The following is a 19,547-nucleotide window of genomic DNA, read 5'->3' as shown; positions in this document are numbered from 1 at the left end:
CCATCTGGTATGAGGAGGAAGCGTTGTGGAAACCTATATGTTATCGCTGGATCAGGGGACGACCAGCACGAGAGCGCTGCTTGTAGACCGCATGGGGAGGATCGCTGGCATCGCGCGAGAGGAGCTTAAACTTGAATACCCATCGCCTGGCGCCGTGGAAGCGGATGCATTGGATATTTGGGAATCAACGAAACGTGTCATGCGCGGCGTGTTGAAGGAAACGGGCGCGCGGCCGGAGCAGATTGCGGGCATCGGCATTACGAATCAGAGAGAGACGACGATCGTCTGGGACAAAGCGACAGGAGAGCCCATTCATGCAGCGATTGTCTGGCAGTCTCGCCAGTCGGCCGATATTTGCAACAGTCTTAAAGCCGATGGACACGGGGACAATATTCATGCCCGCACGGGGCTGTTGATCGACGCTTATTTCTCCGGGACCAAAATCGCTTGGCTGCTGGAGCATGTGGACGGCGCCCGGGAACGCGCCGAGCGCGGGGAGCTGCTATTCGGCACGGTCGAGACGTGGCTCATCTGGAAGTTGACAGGCGGAAAGGCGCATGTGACGGATGTATCGAATGCGTCGCGCACGCTGTTGTTCAACATTCATGATCGCGGGTGGGATGATGAGCTGTTGAGCTTGCTCCGCATCCCTCGCGCGATGCTGCCGGAAGTGAAGTCCAGCTCCGAAATTTACGGATACGCGGAGGAATCGCTGCTGGGGCTTGCCCTTCCGATCTCCGGCGCCGCCGGCGACCAGCAGGCCGCTCTGTTCGGACAGAACGCCTTCCGCAAGGGAGCGACGAAAAATACGTACGGCACGGGCTGCTTTATGCTCATGAATACCGGCGAGCAAGCGATCATGTCGCAGAAGGGACTGCTCACTACGATCGCCTGGGAGCTGGACGGAAAGCTGGAATACGCGCTGGAGGGCAGCGTATTCGTGGCCGGTGCTGCCATTCAGTGGCTGCGCGATGGGCTGGAGTTGATCGAATCGGCTTCCGAGACGGAGGCGCTGGCGGCCGAAGCGGGAGGAACGGACGGCGTTTATGTCGTGCCCGCTTTCGTGGGTCTTGGCACGCCGTATTGGAACAGCGATGTACGAGGCTCCGTATTCGGTCTGACGCGGGGAACGACCAAGGCGCACTTCGTGCGCGCAGTGCTGGAATCGCTGGCGTATCAGACGAAGGATGTGCTCAAGGTGATGGAGGAGGAAGCAGGCGTCCATCTGGCATCGCTGGCGGTGGATGGAGGCGCAGTGTCGAATGGTCTTTTGATGCAGTTCCAGAGCGATCTGCTCGGCGTGCCGGTCGAGCGACCGCTATCGCTGGAATCCACGGCTCTTGGAGCGGCTTATTTGGCCGGTCTCGCCGTAGGTTTCTGGAAGGATAAGTCCGAGATCGAGGCGCTGCGCCAGGTGGATCGTCTATTCGAGCCTGCCATGGACGAAGCTCGAAGACAAGAGCTGTACGGCGGCTGGAAGCGCGCGGTCGCGGCGGCGATGGCATTTAGCAACTGAACAGTCTAGGCTTGCGATCGGCTTTGGCACATGCTATAGTGGGGTTAAGTTAATAAAGGTCGGAGATTCGGAGAAACCGTTTAGGCCATCAGCCTTCCGCGAGGGAGGAGGATGGTCTGGGCGGTTTTTTTCGATTTCTATCGTGTTTCAGGCTTCAATTTGGAGAGCGTGCGGATGAGCATAATACTGGCAAATGGGTAATGATAAACATAACGTGTCTACAGGAGAGCGAACGGAGGAATCGGATATGGAACAAAAACGGGTAGGAACAGGGAACGAAGCAGGCGAATTCGGAGGAGAAGTCGGGCAGGTCAGCGATACGGCCTTCGGAGCGAGCAGTCGTAGCGGCAGTCTTCGCGCGATGGCGGCCAGTCAGTTGGATGTATTGATCATCGGGGGAGGCATTACGGGGGCCGGTATCGCCCTGGACGCGGCGTCTCGGGGGATGAGAGTCGGTCTGGTGGAAATGCAGGACTTCGCGGCGGGCACGTCGAGCCGTTCGACGAAGCTGGTGCACGGGGGGTTGCGGTACTTGAAGCAACTCGAGATCGGCGTCGTCGCCGAGGTAGGCAAGGAACGTGCCATCGTATACGAGAACGGACCGCATGTGACGACTCCGGAGTGGATGCTGCTGCCGTTTTACAAGGGGGGAACATTCGGCAAGTTCACCACGTCGATCGGCCTTAGAGTGTATGACTTCCTGGCGGGCGTCAAGCGGAGCGAGCGCAGGAAGATGCTCGGCAAGGCAGAGACGCTGGCGAAGGAACCACTGCTGAAGGAGGACGGCATAAAGGGCGGCGGCTATTATGTCGAATATCGGACGGATGATGCGAGACTGACGATCGAGGTGCTCAAAAAGGCGATCGATTCCGGAGCCATGGCGGTCAACTATGCGCGCGCAGAGAAGCTGCTGTATGACGGGAAAGGGACCGTATGCGGGGCGGAAGTGCACGATATCATCGGCGGAACAACGCATCGGTTGTCGGCTACTTACGTCATCAATGCGGCGGGACCATGGGTCGACGACGTGCGCGAGCTGGACGGCTCCAAGCGGGGCAAGACGCTTCGCTTGACCAAAGGCGTGCATCTGGTATTCGACGGAGGCAGATTTCCGCTAAGGCAGGCGGTGTACTTCGATACGCCGGACGGCCGCATGGTGTTTGCGATTCCGCGTGACGGCAAGACGTACTTCGGCACGACGGATACGAACTATGCGGGCGATACGGCCCATCCGGCCATGACGGCCGCTGACCGCGACTATCTGCTGACAGCCGCGAACGGCATGTTTCCTCGGCTTAAATTAACTTCTGCGGACGTGGAGTCGAGTTGGGCTGGACTTCGGCCGCTTATCCAACAGGAAGGAAAATCCCCTTCGGAGGTATCCCGCCGGGATGAGCTATTCGTATCGGAATCCGGCTTGCTGTCGATCGCGGGCGGCAAGCTGACGGGTTATCGCAAGATGGCGGAGAACGTTGTCGACAAGGTTGTCTCGCTCATGAAGAGCAACGGCAACGGCGGGTCGTACGGCAGCAGTATGACGCGCGACTTGCCGATATCGGGCGGTGACGTGGGCGGCTCTGCGCGATTCGAAGCTTATGTCCGTTCGGCTGTTGCGGATGGAGAGAGGGCGGGTTTCAGCAGACGCGATGCGGACTTCCTGGCAAGGCGCTACGGCTCGAACGTTGGCAGAATCTTTGACGACGCCGAACAATCCGGCCGCTTGGCCAGTGTCTACGGGTTGCCGGCGAATTTGGCCGCGATGCTGCGGTATTCGATGCTTCACGAGATGGCGGTTACGCCGGCCGACTTCTTCGTCCGCCGCACGGGGGATCTTTTCTTCCGCATGGACACGGTCCGCGCATGGAAAGAGCCCGTTATCCGGGCCATGGAGCAGGAGCTCGGTTGGAGCGTGGAGCAACTCGAACGTTATGCCGCGGAACTGGATACGCTTATTCGCGAGGCAGTCACGCCGGCGCACCCTTAATCGGCAACTGCGATTGAACGCCGAATGATTGATTTGTTAGTTTTATTGCAATTAGGTGGCGATTTTCCGCTTATCTATAGTTTGTTGCTAGTATGTTGTTAGTTCGTTGCATGTAATATCAAATTACCGCTAAACGATCGCAAATCCTCTAAGTTGGAACGCTATGGCAACTTCTGCGTATTTCGACATGTCCCGACTAATTTATGCTAGAATAAGAGACAATTAGTATGGATGTAGGCGAAGGATGCAAGGCGACGCGGAAGCGTGGAACCCGCATCTTTCGTGGATAAATCGCAGAAGGCGGGTGAATGCGATGAAAGTAGCGAAACTATTGTATACCGTTATGATTCTATCTCTATTATATGTTGCCGTGCCGTTAGAGACGGCGAGTGCCGGCATGTTCGACCGGATCAAGGATATTTACCAGGCGCCCGACAAGCTGGACGAGCTCCAGGAGGCTTACGACGCCAGCATCAAGGCCGTGGAAGGACAGCTGGAGGATTCGCGCCGCCAAGCCGAGCAGTTGCTCCAGCGCCAGCAGGAGCTGGAGTCCAGCAACGAAGCTATTCGGGAGCAAAACGAGCAGATGCAGGCACGCAATGAGGAGCTGGCACGGGAGAATGCAAGGCTGGTGGGCCAGATGGAAGAGCTGGAGCAGAACCGTCAGTCGCTGTACCGTAAAGCGGCAATCGCCGCGGGAGCTCTTGTAGCGCTCATTGCCGTCTATGCGTTGTCCGTACGGGTATGGCGCTTCTTGACATGGCGCCGACAAGGGCGCGGCGGCAGAGCGCATGACGACAGCCGCGGAGTGACGCTGCCATGAACATCGCGGCGCCTTCTCCGCTAGGGCATGTGCGCGTCGAGCTTGGTCAAGAAGAAGCTCTTCAGGTGCTGCATCCGCGATCGATTATCGCGTTCAGCGGAGCTCCCAGAAATCGCGAGGACAAGTTCATGAACATCGGGGGCGCCTTCCGCAAGAAGAAGTGGATCCGTTCCAGGCTTCAGGGGCCGGCCTCGTTTGTCATGGGGCTTCCGGCAGGTTATTCGCTTGTGCCCATTGAGGTGCCGGAGGGAGGCAGCCTGCTGTTCGACTTTCGCCATATTATGTTTCTCTCCGACGATATGACCTTCAAGAGCAAGGTGATGCGGCTCAAGACGGCATGGATTACGCGGGAACTGATCCGCATCCAGTTCAGCGGTCCGGGTACGCTGGGCGTACTGTCGGTAGGCGATCTGGCGGTCATTCAGCTGGATCAGGAGACGCCGTTGTTCGTGGATAAGGGAGCGCTTGTCGCGTATCCCGACAACGCCTCCATCCAACTGTCCGTCTACGGCAATTCCCTCGCGAGCCAGCATATGAACGTGCAGTGGGAGCTCAGAGGGAAGGGGCCGGTGCTTATTCAGACGGGTTCGCGGGACAGCGGACTGGAGAGCCGGCTCAGCGACGAAGGCTGGTTCAAGCGGCTGCTTCGCGAAGTGCTCCCTTTCGGCAGCGTTTATATCAAATAACCGATAAACAAACAAAAAATCCGCAGCCGAAGAAGGCTGCGGATTTTTTTGGAAGGAATAGGAAAAGGGGCTTTCTCCGGCTTAAAAGCCGAAGGAAGCCCCTTTTTTGTTGGGATTCATGCAGAATCGATGAGTGCTTCGTATTTACGGTTTATTAACGGATTTGCCCGCGTATTTCTCCATCCGGATTACGCACCGTATGCACGTTTACGTAGGCGTTACCGCGTTCGATCTCGCGAACTAGCGCACGAATGCTTTGCCCTCTAAGAGGTCCGACCAGATCGTTGCTTCTGAGCGTGCCTCGAATAACGCCGCGCCTAAACGATACGCCCTGACGGTTGGGTCCGAACAGAAAAGCGACAACGGGACCGTTCTGACCGGGCCGACCAAGATGAATATGCGCCTGCGTCACTCTGCGAATGTTGTTCAGTGTGAGACGGAATTGAAGCGCGCGCACGCGTCTGCGGTCAACGCCGGTTCGTCCGAATATTTCGCGGAACACGGCGCTGCCGGAGGCGTTCGTGATCACCGGCGGCACTTCGTTGCGGCCGCGAAGTCTAGCTCTGAAAGTGGCCAATCTACATTCCTCCCTTTCATTCATACGACAGCGTATGCATGCGGGAAGGGAGAAGTTTGTTCGGCTGTACCTCGGCGATGATGGAATTTAAATGATTAATAGAGACTAATCTAGTCGTTCAGCGTCAGCTCAATTACAGTGTCGCGTTTGTCCGGCAACGGATAGGTGTAATGCTCGGGACGGGCGAAGTTTACGAATGCGTCCTCTTTGAATTCCTTGGCGCTCCAAGGCGTATTTACGATGAGCTCGGAGCCGTCCGCGAGCAGACGCGCCGACTTGACGTGGCTGGCCAAGCCGGCAAGGACGATGGGACCGATGCTCTCTTCGAAAACGTGGGCGTACAGCTTGCCGCCGTTGCTCGTGTACCGTCCCCAATCGGGCTTCGGCAGCTCCGACGCGCCGCAGCCGTAGATGCTGTCGCCGTTGCGCGCGATCCAGTCGCCGACCTCGGCGAGAATATCGAGCGACTCCCTCGGAATGACGCCTCTGGCGTCGGGTCCGACATTGAGGAGCAGATTTCCGTTTTTGCTCACGCATTCCACGAGCTTGCGGATGACGGTGGCCGGACTTTTGTACTGACGGTCGGCGGCGGCATACCCCCAGTTGTTGTTCAGCGTGATGCAGGCCTCCCAAGGGACGGGGTTGCCGTCCGCGCCGGTAATGCCGCGCGGAGGGATGATCTGCTCCGGCGATGCGAAGTCGCCCGCGTATACCGTAGGCTCGTCGGAATAGATGCTGCCGCCGTGCTCTCCGCTTCCTTCCAGCCGGTTGTCGATAATAATATGCGGCTGCAGGGAGCGCATCATCCCGATCAGCTCCGTCGCTTTCCACGTTTCCTGGCTCATTTCGCCGTAAGAGAAGTCGAACCACATGATGTCGAGTTTGCCGTAGTTCGTCAACAACTCGCGGACCTGCCCGTGCATGTAGGTCAAGTAACGATGGAAGTTTGCGGGATCGCGCTTGAATTGCTCGTTATTTTTCATGGGATGGATCTGGTCGCCATAAGCGGGATAATCCTCGTGATGCCAGTCGATAAGGGAGTAGTAGAGCCCCACCTTTAGTCCTTCCGCACGGAATGCTTCCAGAAATTCCGCTACGAGATCGCGACCGGCCTTCGTGTTCGTCGCCTTGTAATCCGTCAGCTTGCTGTCGAACAGACAGAAGCCGTCATGGTGCTTGGCGGTCAGCACCGCATATTTCATCCCGGCTTGCTTGGCCGCCTTCGCCCATGCGCGGGGATCGTAGTCCACGGGATCGAATTGTTCGAAGTAAGGCTGATAATCTTCCACGGTCAATTGCTCGAAGCTGCGGACCCATTCGCCGCGAGCCGGGATGGCGTACAGCCCCCAGTGGATAAACATGCCGAACCGGTCGTTAAGGAACCATTCGGTCCGATCCGTTCGTTCCTTGATTAATCGTTGTCCAGTACTCATGCGAGAAACCTCCTGTCTCGTAATGTTCAGCATCAGTTTACCAAGCTTGTGATAGAATGGACAGAGAAGGAAACTAACTATCGCGGGTAAAAAAATAGCGGATAACCAGGCTTGGACAAGTTCCTGTTCAAGCGACAGAACGGGGAGGTACGCATGGACGGAAGCGTCATCGGCGGAGCCGCGCACGACATGGTATTGGGGATGCAGGTTGAGGTGCTTGAAGCGAAGTTGACGCAATGCTGGACGGGCTGGCGCGAGCTGGATTATCGTCCGGCTTTTAATAAACTGTACTTTATTTTGGACGGGGAAGGCTGGATCAAAATCGAAGACCGGGAGCTGTATCCGGAGCCGGGGCAAGTCGTGTTGATGCCCGCGCACAAGCAGCAATCGTTTTCGGCGATCAGCGATCGCCCCTTCCGCAAATATTGGTGCCACTTCACTGCTATAACGGGGCAGACGGATGTCTTTCATTGGCTGGATCTGCCATGCAGCTTCGCGGGACTGGACCGGGCCGTAGTGGAAGAGCTGTTCTGCGAGCTTGTGTCCGCGCACCAGGATTCGTCCATCGCAGCCAGACTTAAGGAGAAGGCGATTCTGCTTCACATCCTGTCTTTGTTAATGGAGGCGCAGCCCATTCGCATCCGTCAGAGCCAGAGCCATGAGATGGAAAGGCTGACGCTCATTCAGCGATATGTGGACGAGCATCTCGATCAAGAGATGACGCTGGAGGAGCTGGCGGAGGTGCTGCATCTGCATCCCAACTATTTCAGCAAATATTTTAAGCGCCACTTCGGCATTCCGCCGCTCAAGTACGTCAGCCGGAAGCGCATGGATCATGCCAAGCTGCTGCTCAAGACGACGTCCCGAAGCGTGAAGGAGGTCGCTGCGGCCACGGGCTTCGACGACGCCAACTATTTCTCCAAAACGTTCCGCAGGGAAGTGGGCTTCAGTCCTTCGGAGTATCGGTTGAATGTGTGAGCGGCAGGGATAAGGGATAGAATGGATACGGCCAAGCGCCTCTCCTGAGGCGTAGTAAGAAGAGTGAAGGGTGGGCATGCAATGAGAGGTTCGTGCAAAGGGAAAAGAAGTTTGATCAGTGGTATGGTTATTCTGATACTTATAATAACGGCAACCGCATGCATGAAGCCGGAAGACAAAATGTTCGAGGAATCAGACTTTGCCGCCACGGTTGAAACGGTTGATGCAAGGACATGGAAGGCCAATGAAGATATCGAAATTACGACGGGGGTGATCAATTTGACGAATCGATCGGCGGCTGTATATCACGGCTCCCCGCTTATCCATGTGCAAATTTACGATGAGCGCGATCAGCCCCAGATTGAGATGCATGTTACCGATTCTATTGGCATTAACGGCATAGCGAAGCCCAATGAAACGTACAATCCCGATAAGGAGATCTACGAGTCGGGCAAACGAATCATTCGGATCGAACAGCCGGGAACGTACACGCTGGTGGCCACGGCAACATTTGAAGTGAAGCTGAATGGAGACCGAAAGCAATCGTTTCGAATTGTTTCGGAGCCATTCGAAATTCGGATAACCGAATCTTAGAACGTACTTACATAGTATTACAGGACAAGCATTTACATGCTGTAACTCCAGCGAATATGTCGCAATAACCTTCCATTCATTGATTAATTCGTCTATAATACTGCTTGTTCGACAAATATGGACAATCTTTTCGCGGGATTGGGAAGGACAGGCTTTGAAACTGAGAACTTATTTTGCATTATCGTTCGCGCTTATAATTTTACTTGTTATTGCATCAGTAGCTACGTTATATGGACAGCGGACAAAAACCGTGTTAGAGAAGGAAATTGGGGGACAGGTCGCAGCCCTGGCATACGGTATGACCGATAAGCTGGACCGTTACATGTGGTCGCGTTATAACGAGATCATGCTGTTGAGTACGCTGAACACGCTGAAGGAGCAGGAGGATCTGAAGGAGGTCAGCCGCCTGCTGAACGAATTGCAGGACAACATTCCAGCGTTCTCTTGGGTAGCTCTGCTGGATGCGCAGGGCATCGTGAGGGCGGCGACCAAAGACCTTATGATCGGTGTGAATTTCGAGAAACGTCCCGTTTTTCTTGAGGCGCTCCAAAAGCCGTTTATCGGTGACGTGCATGAAGCTGTGCTGTTAGCCGAGCAGTTGACGAGCCCGTCGGGCGATCCGCTTAAGGTCGTCGATATCAGCACGCCTTTATACGACAACAAAGGAATGTTTACGGGCATACTCGCGGCGCAACTGAGCTGGGAATGGTCGCAGGAGCTGCAGAAATCGTTGCTTGCTCCTTATCATAGAGACCGAAAGCAGGAGCTTGAGGTGTTCGTATTAAGGGAGAAGGATAATACGGTATTGTCGGGTCCCGAGGATATGATCGGACAATTGCTTCAGTTGACTGACCTGGAAACATTGAGCACGGACAACAAATGGGATGTGCGACGATGGCCGGACGGGAAAAAGTATTTGACCGGCTTCGCTCAAAGTTCGGGTTACGGCAACTACCCGGGTCTAGGCTGGAGGATTGTCGTCCGTCAGCCGGCGGAACTGGCTTTTGCTCCCGTGCAGGAGCTTATTGCGTTCATGACCTTGCTTGGTCTCGCGCTGGCCGTGGCATGCGCGCTGATAGGATGGCTGCTCGCTCGCAAAGTATCGAAGCCGCTGTCGCTTATAGCAGAAGCGGCGAACAAGCTCCGCAGAGGAGAGAGTGCCGAAATTCCTTATTCGAAGGGGATTAAGGACATTGAGTTGCTGTCCAGTTCTCTGCGGTCGCTGATCGCGGATCTGACGGAGACCGAGACTCAGCTTGTTCGAATGGAGGACAAGGCTCATCACGATAAGCTGACGGGATTGCTTAACCGGTCCGCGATGGATGTCATCGTTCAGCGTGCCGTCAGGCAAGCGGAGGAGCAGCGCAGCTCGCTATCATTCGTTTATATGGATCTCGACGGCTTTAAGAACATTAACGATACGCATGGCCATGCGGCCGGGGACGAGCTTCTAAAGGAGGTTGCCTCCAGGCTTTGGAAGAATGCGCGGAGCGGCGATTACTTGTTCCGTATGGGCGGAGACGAATTCGTCCTCATCCTGTCCGTGTCCCGAGCGAATGCCGAATTAGAGGCGGAGGCGGTAGCAACGAGTGTGTTGGAGGCCGTGCGGCAGCCGTATGAGATTGATGGCAAGATAATGCGGGTAAGCTGCAGCATCGGACTCGCGATGTGGCCGCAAGATGATCGCGATCCGTTAAGCCTGCTGCGGGATGCCGACGAAGCGCTCTACGCCTCCAAGAGCAAAGGGAAAAACCAGCTGACATTTGCCCGCAGCAGCGTCACTGCATAATGACAAGTCTTTATGGAAACGTCCGATAGGAGAAGAAATTCAGTCTGTGCACAATATGCATGCTGATTTCTTCTTTTTTTGTTGCGAGCCGAATTGAATATGGGTAAATATGGGATATAAATTATCTCAAAACAAATCGGAAAAATATGCTATATTAAGGGCAGGATACAGATTCGGAGATTCGTGAAGGGGACTTCGACGTGCTGCTCTTTCTAAAGGAGTTTTTATTTAACGTTTTTATTATTTCATCTCCTTTCGTATTATACCCTTATTTGCACAGAATCAGAGACAGGGTCAACGCATACCGCGCCTACTTGTTCCTGCTTTGCTGCATAGCCATCCTGGCGACGATGTGTTTCCCGGTCATGATGAACGGAATCTCTTACGACTTTCGTTCCGTACCGCTCGTAATCGGCACCTTGTACGGAGGTCCCGTTGTATCCCTGTTTCTGTACGGGGTCATTATCGCCACGAGGTACGTGTTGGGAACATCCGATATTCTGCTGTACATATTTTCGTTGCTGCCCACCTATTGCATCGCGTGGCTGGCGATGAAGAGGTACGACGCGGCGTCTCTTCGCATGAAGGCGGTTATCGCCGTGCTGGCATGCGCGCTCATTAAATTAGTGACGTTCACCACCTATTTGATTACGAAGGGTCAACTTTATCTGTTGACTAACAACCCGATGGAGACTATTGCCACCTATGTGTTCCAAAGTTTTATTCTGGTAATGGGAGTTTTGATCATCGAATTTATGAGGCGATACAGCCGCATTCAAGACGAGGTCGTCAATACGGAACGGATGAAGCTCGTCAGCGAGATTGCCGCGTCCGTGGCGCATGAAATCCGAAACCCGCTCACGTCGGTTCGGGGTTTTATTCAATTGCTTGGCACGAAGGAGCTTACTCCCGAGAAGAAGGAGCAATACAAGGCCATCTGCTTTGCGGAGCTTGACCGGGCGGAAGGCATTATTTCCGATTACTTGTCGCTCGCCCGCAATGATCTGGAGGTGATCGAGGAGATTGACCTTAATGCGGAGCTGGGTTATATGTTCAATCTGCTTCTTAATTACGCTAACTTCAACAACATCAGATTACATGTTTCCTATTATGAGGAGAGCAAGCTGGCCGTCATGGGGGACAGGCACAAGTTTAGACAGGTGCTGCTTAATATCGGCAAAAATGCCATTGAGGCGATGCCAAATGGCGGGGATCTTTCTCTCGAGCTTAGCAAGCAGGCCGGCACGGCGGTAATCCGGATAGCGGATACGGGTATCGGCATGAGCGCCGACCAGGTTAAACGGTTAGGTACGCCATATTATTCCACCAAGGATAAGGGAACGGGGCTTGGCACGATGGTATCCTTTAATATCGTTAAGAAGATGGGCGGGATGATACATATCGATAGCGAGCCTGGCAAAGGAACGACGTTTGTGCTGCAATTTCAAAATATATCGATTTAACGAAAAAATCCGGAAGGGCAACAGCCCTCTCCGGATTTTTGGTATTCGTATCTTGCTTAGCTCTCGGCGTCCACCTCGACAAAGTCGTTCTTAAAACGTTCATAGTCGGCTGTGCTGCATTCGATCAGCATACGCGTGCCCTCGGCTTCGTAACTGGTCGACATGACATGGGCATGCTCGTTGAAGTAAGACACGAGCTTTCCCTGATTAAAGGGGATAAGAATATCCTTTTTGACGTAATTGGCGAAAATATGGGAGCGAACGACTTCGATCAGCTCCTGAATCCCTTGGCCTTCCTTCACCGACATATAGACCGAATTGCCGGACCTCATGGGATAAGGATGCTCCGTCAGATCGCATTTGTTGTAGGCGTAGACAGTCGGGATGCCGTCAGCGCCCAGCTCGCCCAACGTCTCGTTAGTGACGGTGACGAGCTGCTCATAATCTTCGTGCGCGTAGTCTACGACGTGCACGAGCAGATCGGCTTCCGTTACCTCCTCCAGCGTGGAACGGAACGCTTTGATGAGGTGATGGGGCAGCTGGCTGACGAAGCCGACGGTATCCGTAAGCAGGAACGACTTGTTGTCCGGCAGCTCGATGCTGCGTACCGATGTCTCCAGCGTAGCGAACAGCATATCCTTGGCGAATACCTGCTTCGTCGTGTCGGGGTCGTACGCCTCCAGAAGAGCGTTCATAAGGCTGGATTTGCCGGTATTCGTATATCCGACCAAACAGACGACAGGCATTTCGTTTTTCTTCCGTTTTTTTCGCTGATTTTGGCGCGTGGCCACGAGCTTCTCCAGTTCGGCTTGCAACGCGGTGATCCGCTCCTCGATGCGCCTGCGGTCGAGCTCGAGCTTTGTCTCCCCTGCGCCTCTGTTTTTCAGGCCGGAGCCGCCGCCCTGGCGGCCAAGAGAAGCGCGAAGGCCCACGAGGCGAGGGAGAGAATACTGCAGCCGCGCGACTTCGACCTGGAGCTGCGCCTCGCGGGTTTTAGCACGTTCGGCGAAGATGTCCAGGATCAGAATTGTACGGTCGATGACCGTGCATGCGAGCTCGGCTTCCAGATTGCGGATCTGGGAAGGGGACAGCTCGTCGTTAAAGACGACCAGCTCGCACTCGCGGGCTTCCATCAGAGCGCGCAGCTCCTGGATCTTGCCCGTGCCGATGTAATGGGGTGGATTGATGCGGTCGGCCTTCTGGCTGAGCTCATCCACCACTTCGATATAACAGGCATCGGCCAGGTTGCGGAGCTCCATCATGGCATATTCGAAGTCGGCGCCGTTCTTCAGCTGGACGCCGACGATAATCGCTTTTTGTTTCGTTTCATTTGGTTCCGTCATTATTCATCATCCTCCGGAATTAGGGCATGTCTGAATACTCCGAGGGGAGCAGATTTTCAGACACGACCTAGGTTTGGGTACAAAAAAACACAGGCATGCCTGCCCGTGCCCGACGATATACGATCTGAGGAGATAGGAAGGCGTCGCTACAGCATGGGATCGCCGCCGCTCGCGGAACTTGATTATGGTCCAATCCTTAAGCGATTGCACCAAAGCAAGCCGTGCGGCAATAGACGGCCAATCCGACGGGGGCCATGCTCCCGCGTCTCGGCTGCTGCAGTTGAAGTAAAGCTTCATGTAGACAGACCTGTCCTGAGTCCTCCGCCGTATGGGCAGAGCGGTATATACTTTGCAATTAGCCGCGCAAAGACCTGACTCGGATGTAATCTATCACACGAAACCCTCCGTTCCTTTGGAATGAGAACAGTGTAGCACAAGGACGAAACATGAAGCAACCGACTAAACATTTATAACCGTTTAGTGAGGCTCCTGAATCTCCTCATTCTCCAAGTGAACCCACTGATGCGCCCAATCGGTAATACTGTTGAACAAGGGAGATAAGGCATGGCCCTTCTCCGTCAACGAATATTCGATTCGCACGGGCATCTCGGGATAAACGTCGCGGCGAATCAGGCCTTCGAGCTCAAGCTCTCTCAGCCGGTCTGACAACACCTTGCCGCTCAGATTGGGGAGATGCTGCTCGATGTCGGAGAATCTTTTGGGACCAGGCAGCAGACTGTACACGATAAGCGCAACCCAGCGTTTGCTCAGCAGCTCGACCGCCTTCTCGAATCGGACACACATACGCTTCTGTTCCATAAGGCTCATCCTCTCTTTGTTATCATTATAGACTTGAAGGCGCATACAGAAAAGAGGGATGATTCTTATTCTTCCATTAATTTATCAGGCGCGGGGAAGATCGCGACACGAAACCTTTGCGATTCGGGTATCGTCTAATGGTGTAAGTACGAATAAATGTTACCGAGACAACAGTACGAGAAGATAAGGAGAGTGCGTCCATGCGTTGGCTTCCCGATAGCGGTCATGCAACATGGTGGAGAATCGCAGGTGTGTCTGCCGCACTGCTGGGAGCAGCGCTGCTGGCGGTAAGATTCGGCATTATCGGTCAGGAATGGAACTTGGGCAACGCTTTTATGCTGGTCCTGCTTGCCGTTGTCGTATCGCTTGTCGTCGCAGCCGCAGGGTGGTTCGGCGCGAAATGGATTTGGCTGCTTTCTACGATCGGATTTGTCTCGGGCATTGTATTTATGGCGGTGAAGAGCCAGGATACATCAGGCTGGGGCGATCTTGTCGGATTTATCACGTTCATGTTTTTGTCGGCCGCCGGTTTCGTACTGGGCATTCTAGTGGAGCTCATCGCCTGGGCATCGAGAAAATTCGGCAGCACGCATACGTAGTAAGATAAGGGGAAGTTGGTAAAACACCCCATAGACGTTAATAGCGACTATGGGGTGTTTTTTGCTGCCGTTTGAAGCTCCATCAGACGTTATTATCGGCTATGGACGCTGATCAGAGTAACTTTCCGGTCCATCGGCGTTTTTAACGCCTACAGCAGCTCGTTCGCCTGTTTTTTGGAGCTATAGGTGTTATTAACGCCTATGGACGCTAATCAGAGTAACTTTCCGCTCCATCGGCGTTTTTAACGCCTACAGCAGCTCGTTCGCCTGTTTTTTGGAGCTATAGGCGTTATTAACGCCTATGGACGCTAATCAGAGTAACTTTCCGCTCCATCGGCGTTTTTAACGCCTACAGCAGCTCGTTCGCCTGCTTTTTGGAGCCATAGGCGTTAGTATCGCCTATGGACGCTGATCAGAGTAACTTTCCGGTCCATCGGCGTTTTTACGCCTACAGCAGCTCGTTCGCCTGCTTTTTTGGAGCTAAAGGCGTTAGTACCGCCTATGGAAGCTAATCAGAGTAACTTTCCGCTCCATCGGCGTTTTTAACGCCTATAGCAGCTCGTTCGCCTGCTTTTTGGAGCCATAGGCGTTATTAACGCCTCCAGGCCTATAAGCTCCGCATCTTCGCCTCGGTTTTCTCGATGGAGGCGGCAATTCGTTCCTCATAGGAATGAATGAGGTACTTCTGGACAAGTATTTGCCGCTGATGGGCGATCATACGCGTGAAGGAGGCAGCTGTTCCACTGGTATCGCCGCCGCGAACGGCGCCTCCAAGCACCTTGCCCTCCGTCGTAAACATCGTCTTGTAGGTGCTGGCAGCGGCTTTGGCCGCCTTGATCTTCGACTCCGTCGCGTCGTTGTCGTCCAACATCCGGCGAAGCTGCTTCATCTTGGCATTGGCGTCGGCCTTCGCCTTCTTAAGCTCGGCATTCTTGTCGCTTTGCTTTTTCTTCGCGGCTTGAACGGCCGCCTTCGTCATCTCGACCTGGACGCTCAGGGCGGAGGTCAGATTTTTGTTCTTAAACGAGCGGGCGAGGCTAAGCTGCGTCTTCTGGGTTTCATACAGCTTGAACAACGGCTCATGCTGCTTCTTGAGCGAAGCGGCCGCGTTTTCCAACGCTTTGATCTTGGCTGAGTCGATCTCGCGAATGGCTTTTCGGAGCTTTCCATCGTTCTCTTCGTTCCTGTAATGCAGCGCATTGATTTTCGAGTCCCAGTCCAGATCCTGGCGCTGCAGCGTCTGCAGCTCGGCGTATTGCTTCTTAAGCGAAGCGGAGACGGAAGAGGATGCGGCCGAGACCATCTTGTCGAAGGCCTTTTTTGCGGTGGGCGTAAATTCGAACGGCGCCGCGAACGCCGTCATCGAGTAGCTCAGTGACAATAGAAACGCCAAACCAGCCAAGCCAATCGTAGTGCCAATGCTCATTCGTCGGTTGCGGATACGCATAATCATACCTCCTGAGAATCGGTCGGAGCAGGCGGGCAGTCATCCAAACAACAAAAAAAGCACCCGCAAGGCAGACGATGTTCGTCTGTCCTTGCGGGTGCTTCCCGCTTGTCCGATCCGTATTTGTCCCGATTATACCGTATGAAGCTGGAGAGGTCAATACCGAAGGCGAACGCACGCTCTAATATAAGGTCCTTACGGCGAATGGCCGCCAGCGTATTCCTCCGGCGTCTTGCCAATCATCGACTTAAACGATCGGATGAAGTGGGACTGATCGTAGAAGCCCAGCTCGGCGCCGAGCGACGCCCAGCTCCCTTTGTAACCGGCGTCAAGCGTCTCCGCGGCATTCTGCAGCCGGTAGAGCTGGATGACCCACTTGGGGCTGACTCCGACATATTTGCTAAACAGTCTCTGCAGCGTACGCACCCCGATATCGAAGTTCCGGGTCAACTGCTCGACGCTGGAGACGGTACGGTCGCTCTGAATGTAACGAATGATGTCGACTAGCCGATCAACCGTTTCATCGGGATGGGGCAGACAGCTCATTAACATCGTTTCCGTGAGGGCAATAAGCGTCTCCGCCTGCTGATCCGACCGGAGTGCTTCTGTCAATTTCGCATTCATACCGTCGTTGTCCATGCCAAATGCTTCGGCGAAGGTCATGGACCCATCGGTCAATTCGGAGAGCGGTTTGCCTGCGAAGGGGTAGAAGCCGCCCGGCCGGAACTTAACGCCGTACGCGCGCTCTTTGCCGGATAACCGTTTCGTATATTTGCGGCTGGAAACGCCGTAGACCGCGCTGCCTGAAAATTCTGCGACTAGATTAACGCAAGGATTCGGGATATTGTCCTGGAGGAATACTTCGTTCTCCGGCAGATCCCATTCGACGATCCAATGATGCATCACGAACGGCGCAAGAGCCTCGGATGGCGCGAAACGGCGCAGACGGAATTTGTTGAACGCTTCCGGCGCTTGCAAAATGCCCATGCTCGCGGTTTGGGACGGGGAAGACGACATGCGGAATCTCTCCTTTACAGAGCTGACGCTTTTTTACAATACGGGATGATATGTCTCTATTATACTGGCGGGGAGATGCTTGAATCTATGATTAAAAAAGGAGAGTGTATGTACATGCAGCATAAATTCATCTCTTATATTGGAGCAACGCCGGAAAAGGTTTGGGATACGCTGATCGGCCCGGAGGGAACCCGCGCCATCTTCTTCGACTGCCTATTCCAGTCCGAGCTGACGCCGGGAAGCAAGTTCGCTTATGTTGGCCCAGGCAATGACGGGGAGGAGACCGTTCACGTATACGGTGAAATTATCGATATCGATCCAGGCCGGATGATGTCCGTAATCGAACATCCGGGACCGTCCTACTACGAGAACCATGCCGAGTTGACCTCGCGCATTACCTATACGCTGGAGGCGGTAGGGGAGACGACGAAGCTAACGCTGGTCAATGATCAATTCACCGAAAACCATCCCAGCTTCGAACGCTCCGAGGACAATTGGGCCGTCGTGGTCAGCAACCTTAAGAGTTATGCCGAGACGGGCAAGACGTTAAACTTTGGCTGGTAGGTAGCCGAACCTTCTCCTATTCTCTATACTAGAAGTAGCCATACGAACGAATAGAGATAATAGATAGGAGAATGGGACCATGAGCTACAAAATCGTTTTTTTTGACATCGACGGCACGCTGGTGAACGAGCAAAAGGAAATACCGGAGGATACGGTGCTGGCGATCCGCGAGCTTAAGGAACAGGGCGTGGAGCCTGTCATCGCGACGGGGCGCGCGCCTTACTTCATCAAGCCGCTGGCGGAGAAGCTGGGCATCGAATCCTTCGTCACCTTGAATGGCGGTTACGTCGTCTACAAGGGACAACCGCTGTATCGCCGAGAGATCGGCAAGCGGGAGCTGGGCCGCCTGGTGGAGCTTGCCGCCGCGCATGATCATGGACTGGTATTCGAGGGAGAGACGGCGTTTTGCAGCGATCGGGAGAACCATCCATTTATCGAGGAAGCGGTTCTATCGCTTAAGGTGGACTTGCCGGCGTTTAACCCGGCCTTCTGGCAGACGGACGACATCTTCCAGGTGTTCCTGCACTGCGAAAGCCACGAAGAGCATCTGTATGAAGCGTTGAAGGATGACTTTACGTTGATCCGCTGGCATCGCGCCGCGATGGATGTACTGCCGGCAGGCGGCTCCAAGGCGCAAGGCGTGGCGGCTCTTCTGGAGAAGCTGGGACTGACGGCGGCCGATGCCGTCGCATTCGGAGACGGGCTTAACGATAAGGAAATGCTGGAGTATGTCGGTTTTGGCGTCGCGATGGGCAATTCCCATCCGGAATTGCTGCCTTACGCGAATTTCGTGACGTCGCATGTGGATGACCGCGGCATTCGCAACGGCTTGATCGAGGCGGGATTGCTGCGTTCCGAGGGCGTTGCCGTTCCAATAAAATAAAGATTCAGACCAAAAAATCAAGTTACAGACTGAGAAAAGGGGTTAGACTCAGTCGGCGGTGTTGAACGAACCGGCAGGCGCTGCTAGAGCTCAATAAGGCGTATAGTAAAATGGGGGTCTGATGAGCTGAGATGAGCCGAGAAAGGATGAGTTGAGATGAGCGTTAAAGTTGAAAGAGCGTCCGTGATTGATGCCGAGGAAGTACTGTTACTGCAAAAGCTAGCTTATAGAAGTGAAGCGGAACTCTACAACAATTTTAGTATTGAACCGCTTATTCAAACTCTGGGACAGTTGCAAGCACAGTTTGAAAATCACATTATCCTTAAAGCTACGGTTGATGAAATTATTATCGGTTCCGTCCGAGCAAATCACCAAGACGGAACGTGCTACATAGGCAAGCTCATTGTTCATCCCGATCATCAAAATAAAGGGACAGGCAAATTGTTAATGAATGCGATTGAAGGTCTTTTTCCGAAGTCTCGTTATGAATTATTCACTGGAAGTAAAAGCGAAAAGAACATTGCCTTATACGAAAAGTTAGGATATAAAGCCTTCAAAGAGCACTTGATTGCCTCTGATTTTAGTCTGGTATATCTTGAGAAGAAAAGCTCTTGAGAATTACTATTGAACTCCCCCAGGGGAACGTTGGTTCAAAGAGGTTCAAAGACAACAGCGGCAGTCTAGGAACTTGCTTTTTCAGTCTTAGTTCGTCGCTGTCGTTTTTTTTACTCCCGTCCTTATGTTGTTTTCGGTAGGGTAAGTCAATAGATCCGTAGTCAAAAGCAGCCACATCGGGCGAGTTTGTCGGCATGGCCGACAGCTTGTACGCACCGTTCCTCGTTTGCTCCTATTAGCTCCATACTCGCTCTACAAGTTTCCGATGAAACGATGGCGTCTATAGAAAGGACGCCGTGAGGGGAGGACAATCGTCTACCGCATCGGAAAAATCGTACATCGCACGGAAAATCGTACATCGCATCGGAAAACAGAGGGAAAAGCTCCACTAGCGTTGCATCAAAGCTTACACTTCAA

18 protein-coding genes are annotated in these 19,547 nt (G+C 54.0%); 12 read left to right on the top strand and 6 right to left on the bottom strand.

The window, feature by feature from the left end:
* Window positions 1-25: 25 nt before the first annotated feature.
* From glpK to B1748_RS07765, 4 genes are all read left to right on the top strand, one after another.
* Window positions 26-1,516 carry a glycerol kinase GlpK gene (glpK, locus tag B1748_RS07780; RefSeq protein WP_087567336.1) on the top strand — a complete coding sequence of 497 codons (1,491 nt, stop codon included), beginning with the start codon at window positions 26-28 and terminating at the stop codon, window positions 1,514-1,516.
* A gap of 361 nt (window positions 1,517-1,877) precedes the next feature.
* A complete protein-coding gene (locus tag B1748_RS07775) occupies window positions 1,878-3,500 on the top strand; it encodes a glycerol-3-phosphate dehydrogenase/oxidase (RefSeq protein ID WP_087567586.1) in 1,623 nt (540 codons plus the stop codon).
* 313 nt (window positions 3,501-3,813) lie between these two features.
* Window positions 3,814-4,323 (top strand): DUF3450 domain-containing protein, encoded by a 510-nt coding sequence (locus tag B1748_RS07770; protein ID WP_143810261.1) that lies wholly within the window; start codon window positions 3,814-3,816, stop codon window positions 4,321-4,323.
* Window positions 4,320-5,009: an AIM24 family protein gene (locus tag B1748_RS07765; protein ID WP_087567334.1), complete on the top strand. Its 690-nt coding sequence runs from the start codon at window positions 4,320-4,322 to the stop codon at window positions 5,007-5,009. Before B1748_RS07770 ends, B1748_RS07765 begins: the two co-directional genes overlap by 4 nt.
* 154 nt (window positions 5,010-5,163) lie before the next feature.
* Here the strand turns inward: B1748_RS07765 and B1748_RS07760 are convergent, their stop codons facing one another.
* Together B1748_RS07760 and B1748_RS07755 are read right to left on the bottom strand one after the other, a co-directional pair.
* On the bottom strand, window positions 5,164-5,586 hold the full coding sequence (locus tag B1748_RS07760; RefSeq protein ID WP_256975569.1) for a CHRD domain-containing protein: 423 nt from the start codon (window positions 5,584-5,586) through the stop codon (window positions 5,164-5,166).
* 110 nt (window positions 5,587-5,696) lie between these two features.
* Window positions 5,697-7,019, bottom strand: coding sequence for an alpha-L-fucosidase (locus B1748_RS07755; protein WP_087567332.1), 1,323 nt, complete (start codon window positions 7,017-7,019; stop codon window positions 5,697-5,699).
* Window positions 7,020-7,172: 153 nt separating this feature from the next.
* On the opposite strand from B1748_RS07755, the gene B1748_RS07750 reads away from it, so the two are divergent.
* The 4 genes from B1748_RS07750 to B1748_RS07735 all read left to right on the top strand — a co-directional run bounded on the left by B1748_RS07750 (window position 7,173) and on the right by B1748_RS07735 (window position 11,843).
* Window positions 7,173-7,997, top strand: a complete 825-nt coding sequence (locus tag B1748_RS07750; RefSeq protein ID WP_087567331.1) for an AraC family transcriptional regulator — start codon at window positions 7,173-7,175, stop codon at window positions 7,995-7,997.
* Window positions 7,998-8,120: 123 nt separating this feature from the next.
* The gene (locus B1748_RS07745; protein WP_087567330.1) at window positions 8,121-8,591 is read left to right on the top strand and encodes a hypothetical protein; all 471 of its coding nucleotides are present in this window, start codon (window positions 8,121-8,123) and stop codon (window positions 8,589-8,591) included.
* A gap of 154 nt (window positions 8,592-8,745) precedes the next feature.
* Complete coding sequence (locus tag B1748_RS07740) at window positions 8,746-10,380, top strand: sensor domain-containing diguanylate cyclase (protein WP_087567329.1); 1,635 nt, start codon at window positions 8,746-8,748, stop codon at window positions 10,378-10,380.
* 200 nt (window positions 10,381-10,580) lie between these two features.
* Window positions 10,581-11,843 (top strand): ATP-binding protein, encoded by a 1,263-nt coding sequence (locus tag B1748_RS07735; protein ID WP_087567328.1) that lies wholly within the window; start codon window positions 10,581-10,583, stop codon window positions 11,841-11,843.
* A 56-nt stretch (window positions 11,844-11,899) separates the two neighbouring features.
* Here B1748_RS07735 and hflX read toward each other — a convergent pair whose 3' ends face one another.
* Window positions 11,900-13,186, bottom strand: coding sequence for a GTPase HflX (gene hflX, locus B1748_RS07730; protein WP_087567327.1), 1,287 nt, complete (start codon window positions 13,184-13,186; stop codon window positions 11,900-11,902).
* A 477-nt stretch (window positions 13,187-13,663) separates the two neighbouring features.
* Window positions 13,664-14,005: a winged helix-turn-helix transcriptional regulator gene (locus tag B1748_RS07725; RefSeq protein ID WP_087567326.1), complete on the bottom strand. Its 342-nt coding sequence runs from the start codon at window positions 14,003-14,005 to the stop codon at window positions 13,664-13,666.
* 200 nt (window positions 14,006-14,205) lie between these two features.
* Here B1748_RS07725 and B1748_RS07720 point away from each other — a divergent pair, with 200 nt between their 5' ends.
* Window positions 14,206-14,604 (top strand): hypothetical protein, encoded by a 399-nt coding sequence (locus B1748_RS07720; protein ID WP_087567325.1) that lies wholly within the window; start codon window positions 14,206-14,208, stop codon window positions 14,602-14,604.
* A gap of 607 nt (window positions 14,605-15,211) precedes the next feature.
* On the opposite strand, the gene B1748_RS07715 is transcribed toward B1748_RS07720, so the two are convergent.
* Entirely contained in the window at window positions 15,212-16,051 is an 840-nt protein-coding gene (locus tag B1748_RS07715; RefSeq protein WP_087567324.1) for a hypothetical protein, read from the bottom strand.
* Between the two features lie 195 nt (window positions 16,052-16,246).
* Window positions 16,247-17,068 carry a helix-turn-helix domain-containing protein gene (locus B1748_RS07710; RefSeq protein ID WP_087567323.1) on the bottom strand — a complete coding sequence of 274 codons (822 nt, stop codon included), beginning with the start codon at window positions 17,066-17,068 and terminating at the stop codon, window positions 16,247-16,249.
* Between the two features lie 114 nt (window positions 17,069-17,182).
* Between B1748_RS07710 and B1748_RS07705 the strand changes: the two genes are divergently transcribed.
* The 3 genes from B1748_RS07705 (at window position 17,183) to B1748_RS07695 (ending at window position 19,130) form a co-directional block, all read left to right on the top strand.
* Complete coding sequence (locus tag B1748_RS07705) at window positions 17,183-17,632, top strand: SRPBCC family protein (protein WP_087567322.1); 450 nt, start codon at window positions 17,183-17,185, stop codon at window positions 17,630-17,632.
* Between the two features lie 79 nt (window positions 17,633-17,711).
* The gene (locus B1748_RS07700) at window positions 17,712-18,515 is read left to right on the top strand and encodes a Cof-type HAD-IIB family hydrolase (protein ID WP_087567321.1); all 804 of its coding nucleotides are present in this window, start codon (window positions 17,712-17,714) and stop codon (window positions 18,513-18,515) included.
* A 156-nt stretch (window positions 18,516-18,671) separates the two neighbouring features.
* Window positions 18,672-19,130 carry a GNAT family N-acetyltransferase gene (locus B1748_RS07695; protein ID WP_087567320.1) on the top strand — a complete coding sequence of 153 codons (459 nt, stop codon included), beginning with the start codon at window positions 18,672-18,674 and terminating at the stop codon, window positions 19,128-19,130.
* Window positions 19,131-19,547: the final 417 nt, after the last annotated feature.

The sequence above is a fragment of the Paenibacillus sp. MY03 genome (genome assembly GCF_002165585.1).
Lineage (GTDB): Bacteria > Bacillota > Bacilli > Paenibacillales > Paenibacillaceae > Pristimantibacillus > Pristimantibacillus agaridevorans.
This window is presented reverse-complemented; position numbering and strand designations above follow the sequence as displayed.

What these genes read in the sequence shown, in the direction of transcription:
- B1748_RS07775 (WP_087567586.1), top strand. Translation starts at nt 1,878, where the DNA reads ATGGCGGCCAGTCAGTTGGATGTATTGATCATCGGGGGAGGCATTACG.
- B1748_RS07770 (WP_143810261.1), top strand. Translation starts at nt 3,814, where the DNA reads ATGAAAGTAGCGAAACTATTGTATACCGTTATGATTCTATCTCTATTA.
- B1748_RS07765 (WP_087567334.1), top strand. Translation starts at nt 4,320, where the DNA reads ATGAACATCGCGGCGCCTTCTCCGCTAGGGCATGTGCGCGTCGAGCTT.
- B1748_RS07755 (WP_087567332.1), bottom strand. Translation starts at nt 7,019, where the DNA reads ATGAGTACTGGACAACGATTAATCAAGGAACGAACGGATCGGACCGAA.
- B1748_RS07750 (WP_087567331.1), top strand. Translation starts at nt 7,173, where the DNA reads ATGGACGGAAGCGTCATCGGCGGAGCCGCGCACGACATGGTATTGGGG.
- B1748_RS07745 (WP_087567330.1), top strand. Translation starts at nt 8,121, where the DNA reads ATGGTTATTCTGATACTTATAATAACGGCAACCGCATGCATGAAGCCG.
- hflX (WP_087567327.1), bottom strand. Translation starts at nt 13,186, where the DNA reads ATGACGGAACCAAATGAAACGAAACAAAAAGCGATTATCGTCGGCGTC.
- B1748_RS07725 (WP_087567326.1), bottom strand. Translation starts at nt 14,005, where the DNA reads ATGGAACAGAAGCGTATGTGTGTCCGATTCGAGAAGGCGGTCGAGCTG.
- B1748_RS07720 (WP_087567325.1), top strand. Translation starts at nt 14,206, where the DNA reads ATGCGTTGGCTTCCCGATAGCGGTCATGCAACATGGTGGAGAATCGCA.
- B1748_RS07715 (WP_087567324.1), bottom strand. Translation starts at nt 16,051, where the DNA reads ATGCGTATCCGCAACCGACGAATGAGCATTGGCACTACGATTGGCTTG.
- B1748_RS07710 (WP_087567323.1), bottom strand. Translation starts at nt 17,068, where the DNA reads ATGTCGTCTTCCCCGTCCCAAACCGCGAGCATGGGCATTTTGCAAGCG.
- B1748_RS07705 (WP_087567322.1), top strand. Translation starts at nt 17,183, where the DNA reads ATGCAGCATAAATTCATCTCTTATATTGGAGCAACGCCGGAAAAGGTT.
- B1748_RS07700 (WP_087567321.1), top strand. Translation starts at nt 17,712, where the DNA reads ATGAGCTACAAAATCGTTTTTTTTGACATCGACGGCACGCTGGTGAAC.
- B1748_RS07695 (WP_087567320.1), top strand. Translation starts at nt 18,672, where the DNA reads ATGAGCGTTAAAGTTGAAAGAGCGTCCGTGATTGATGCCGAGGAAGTA.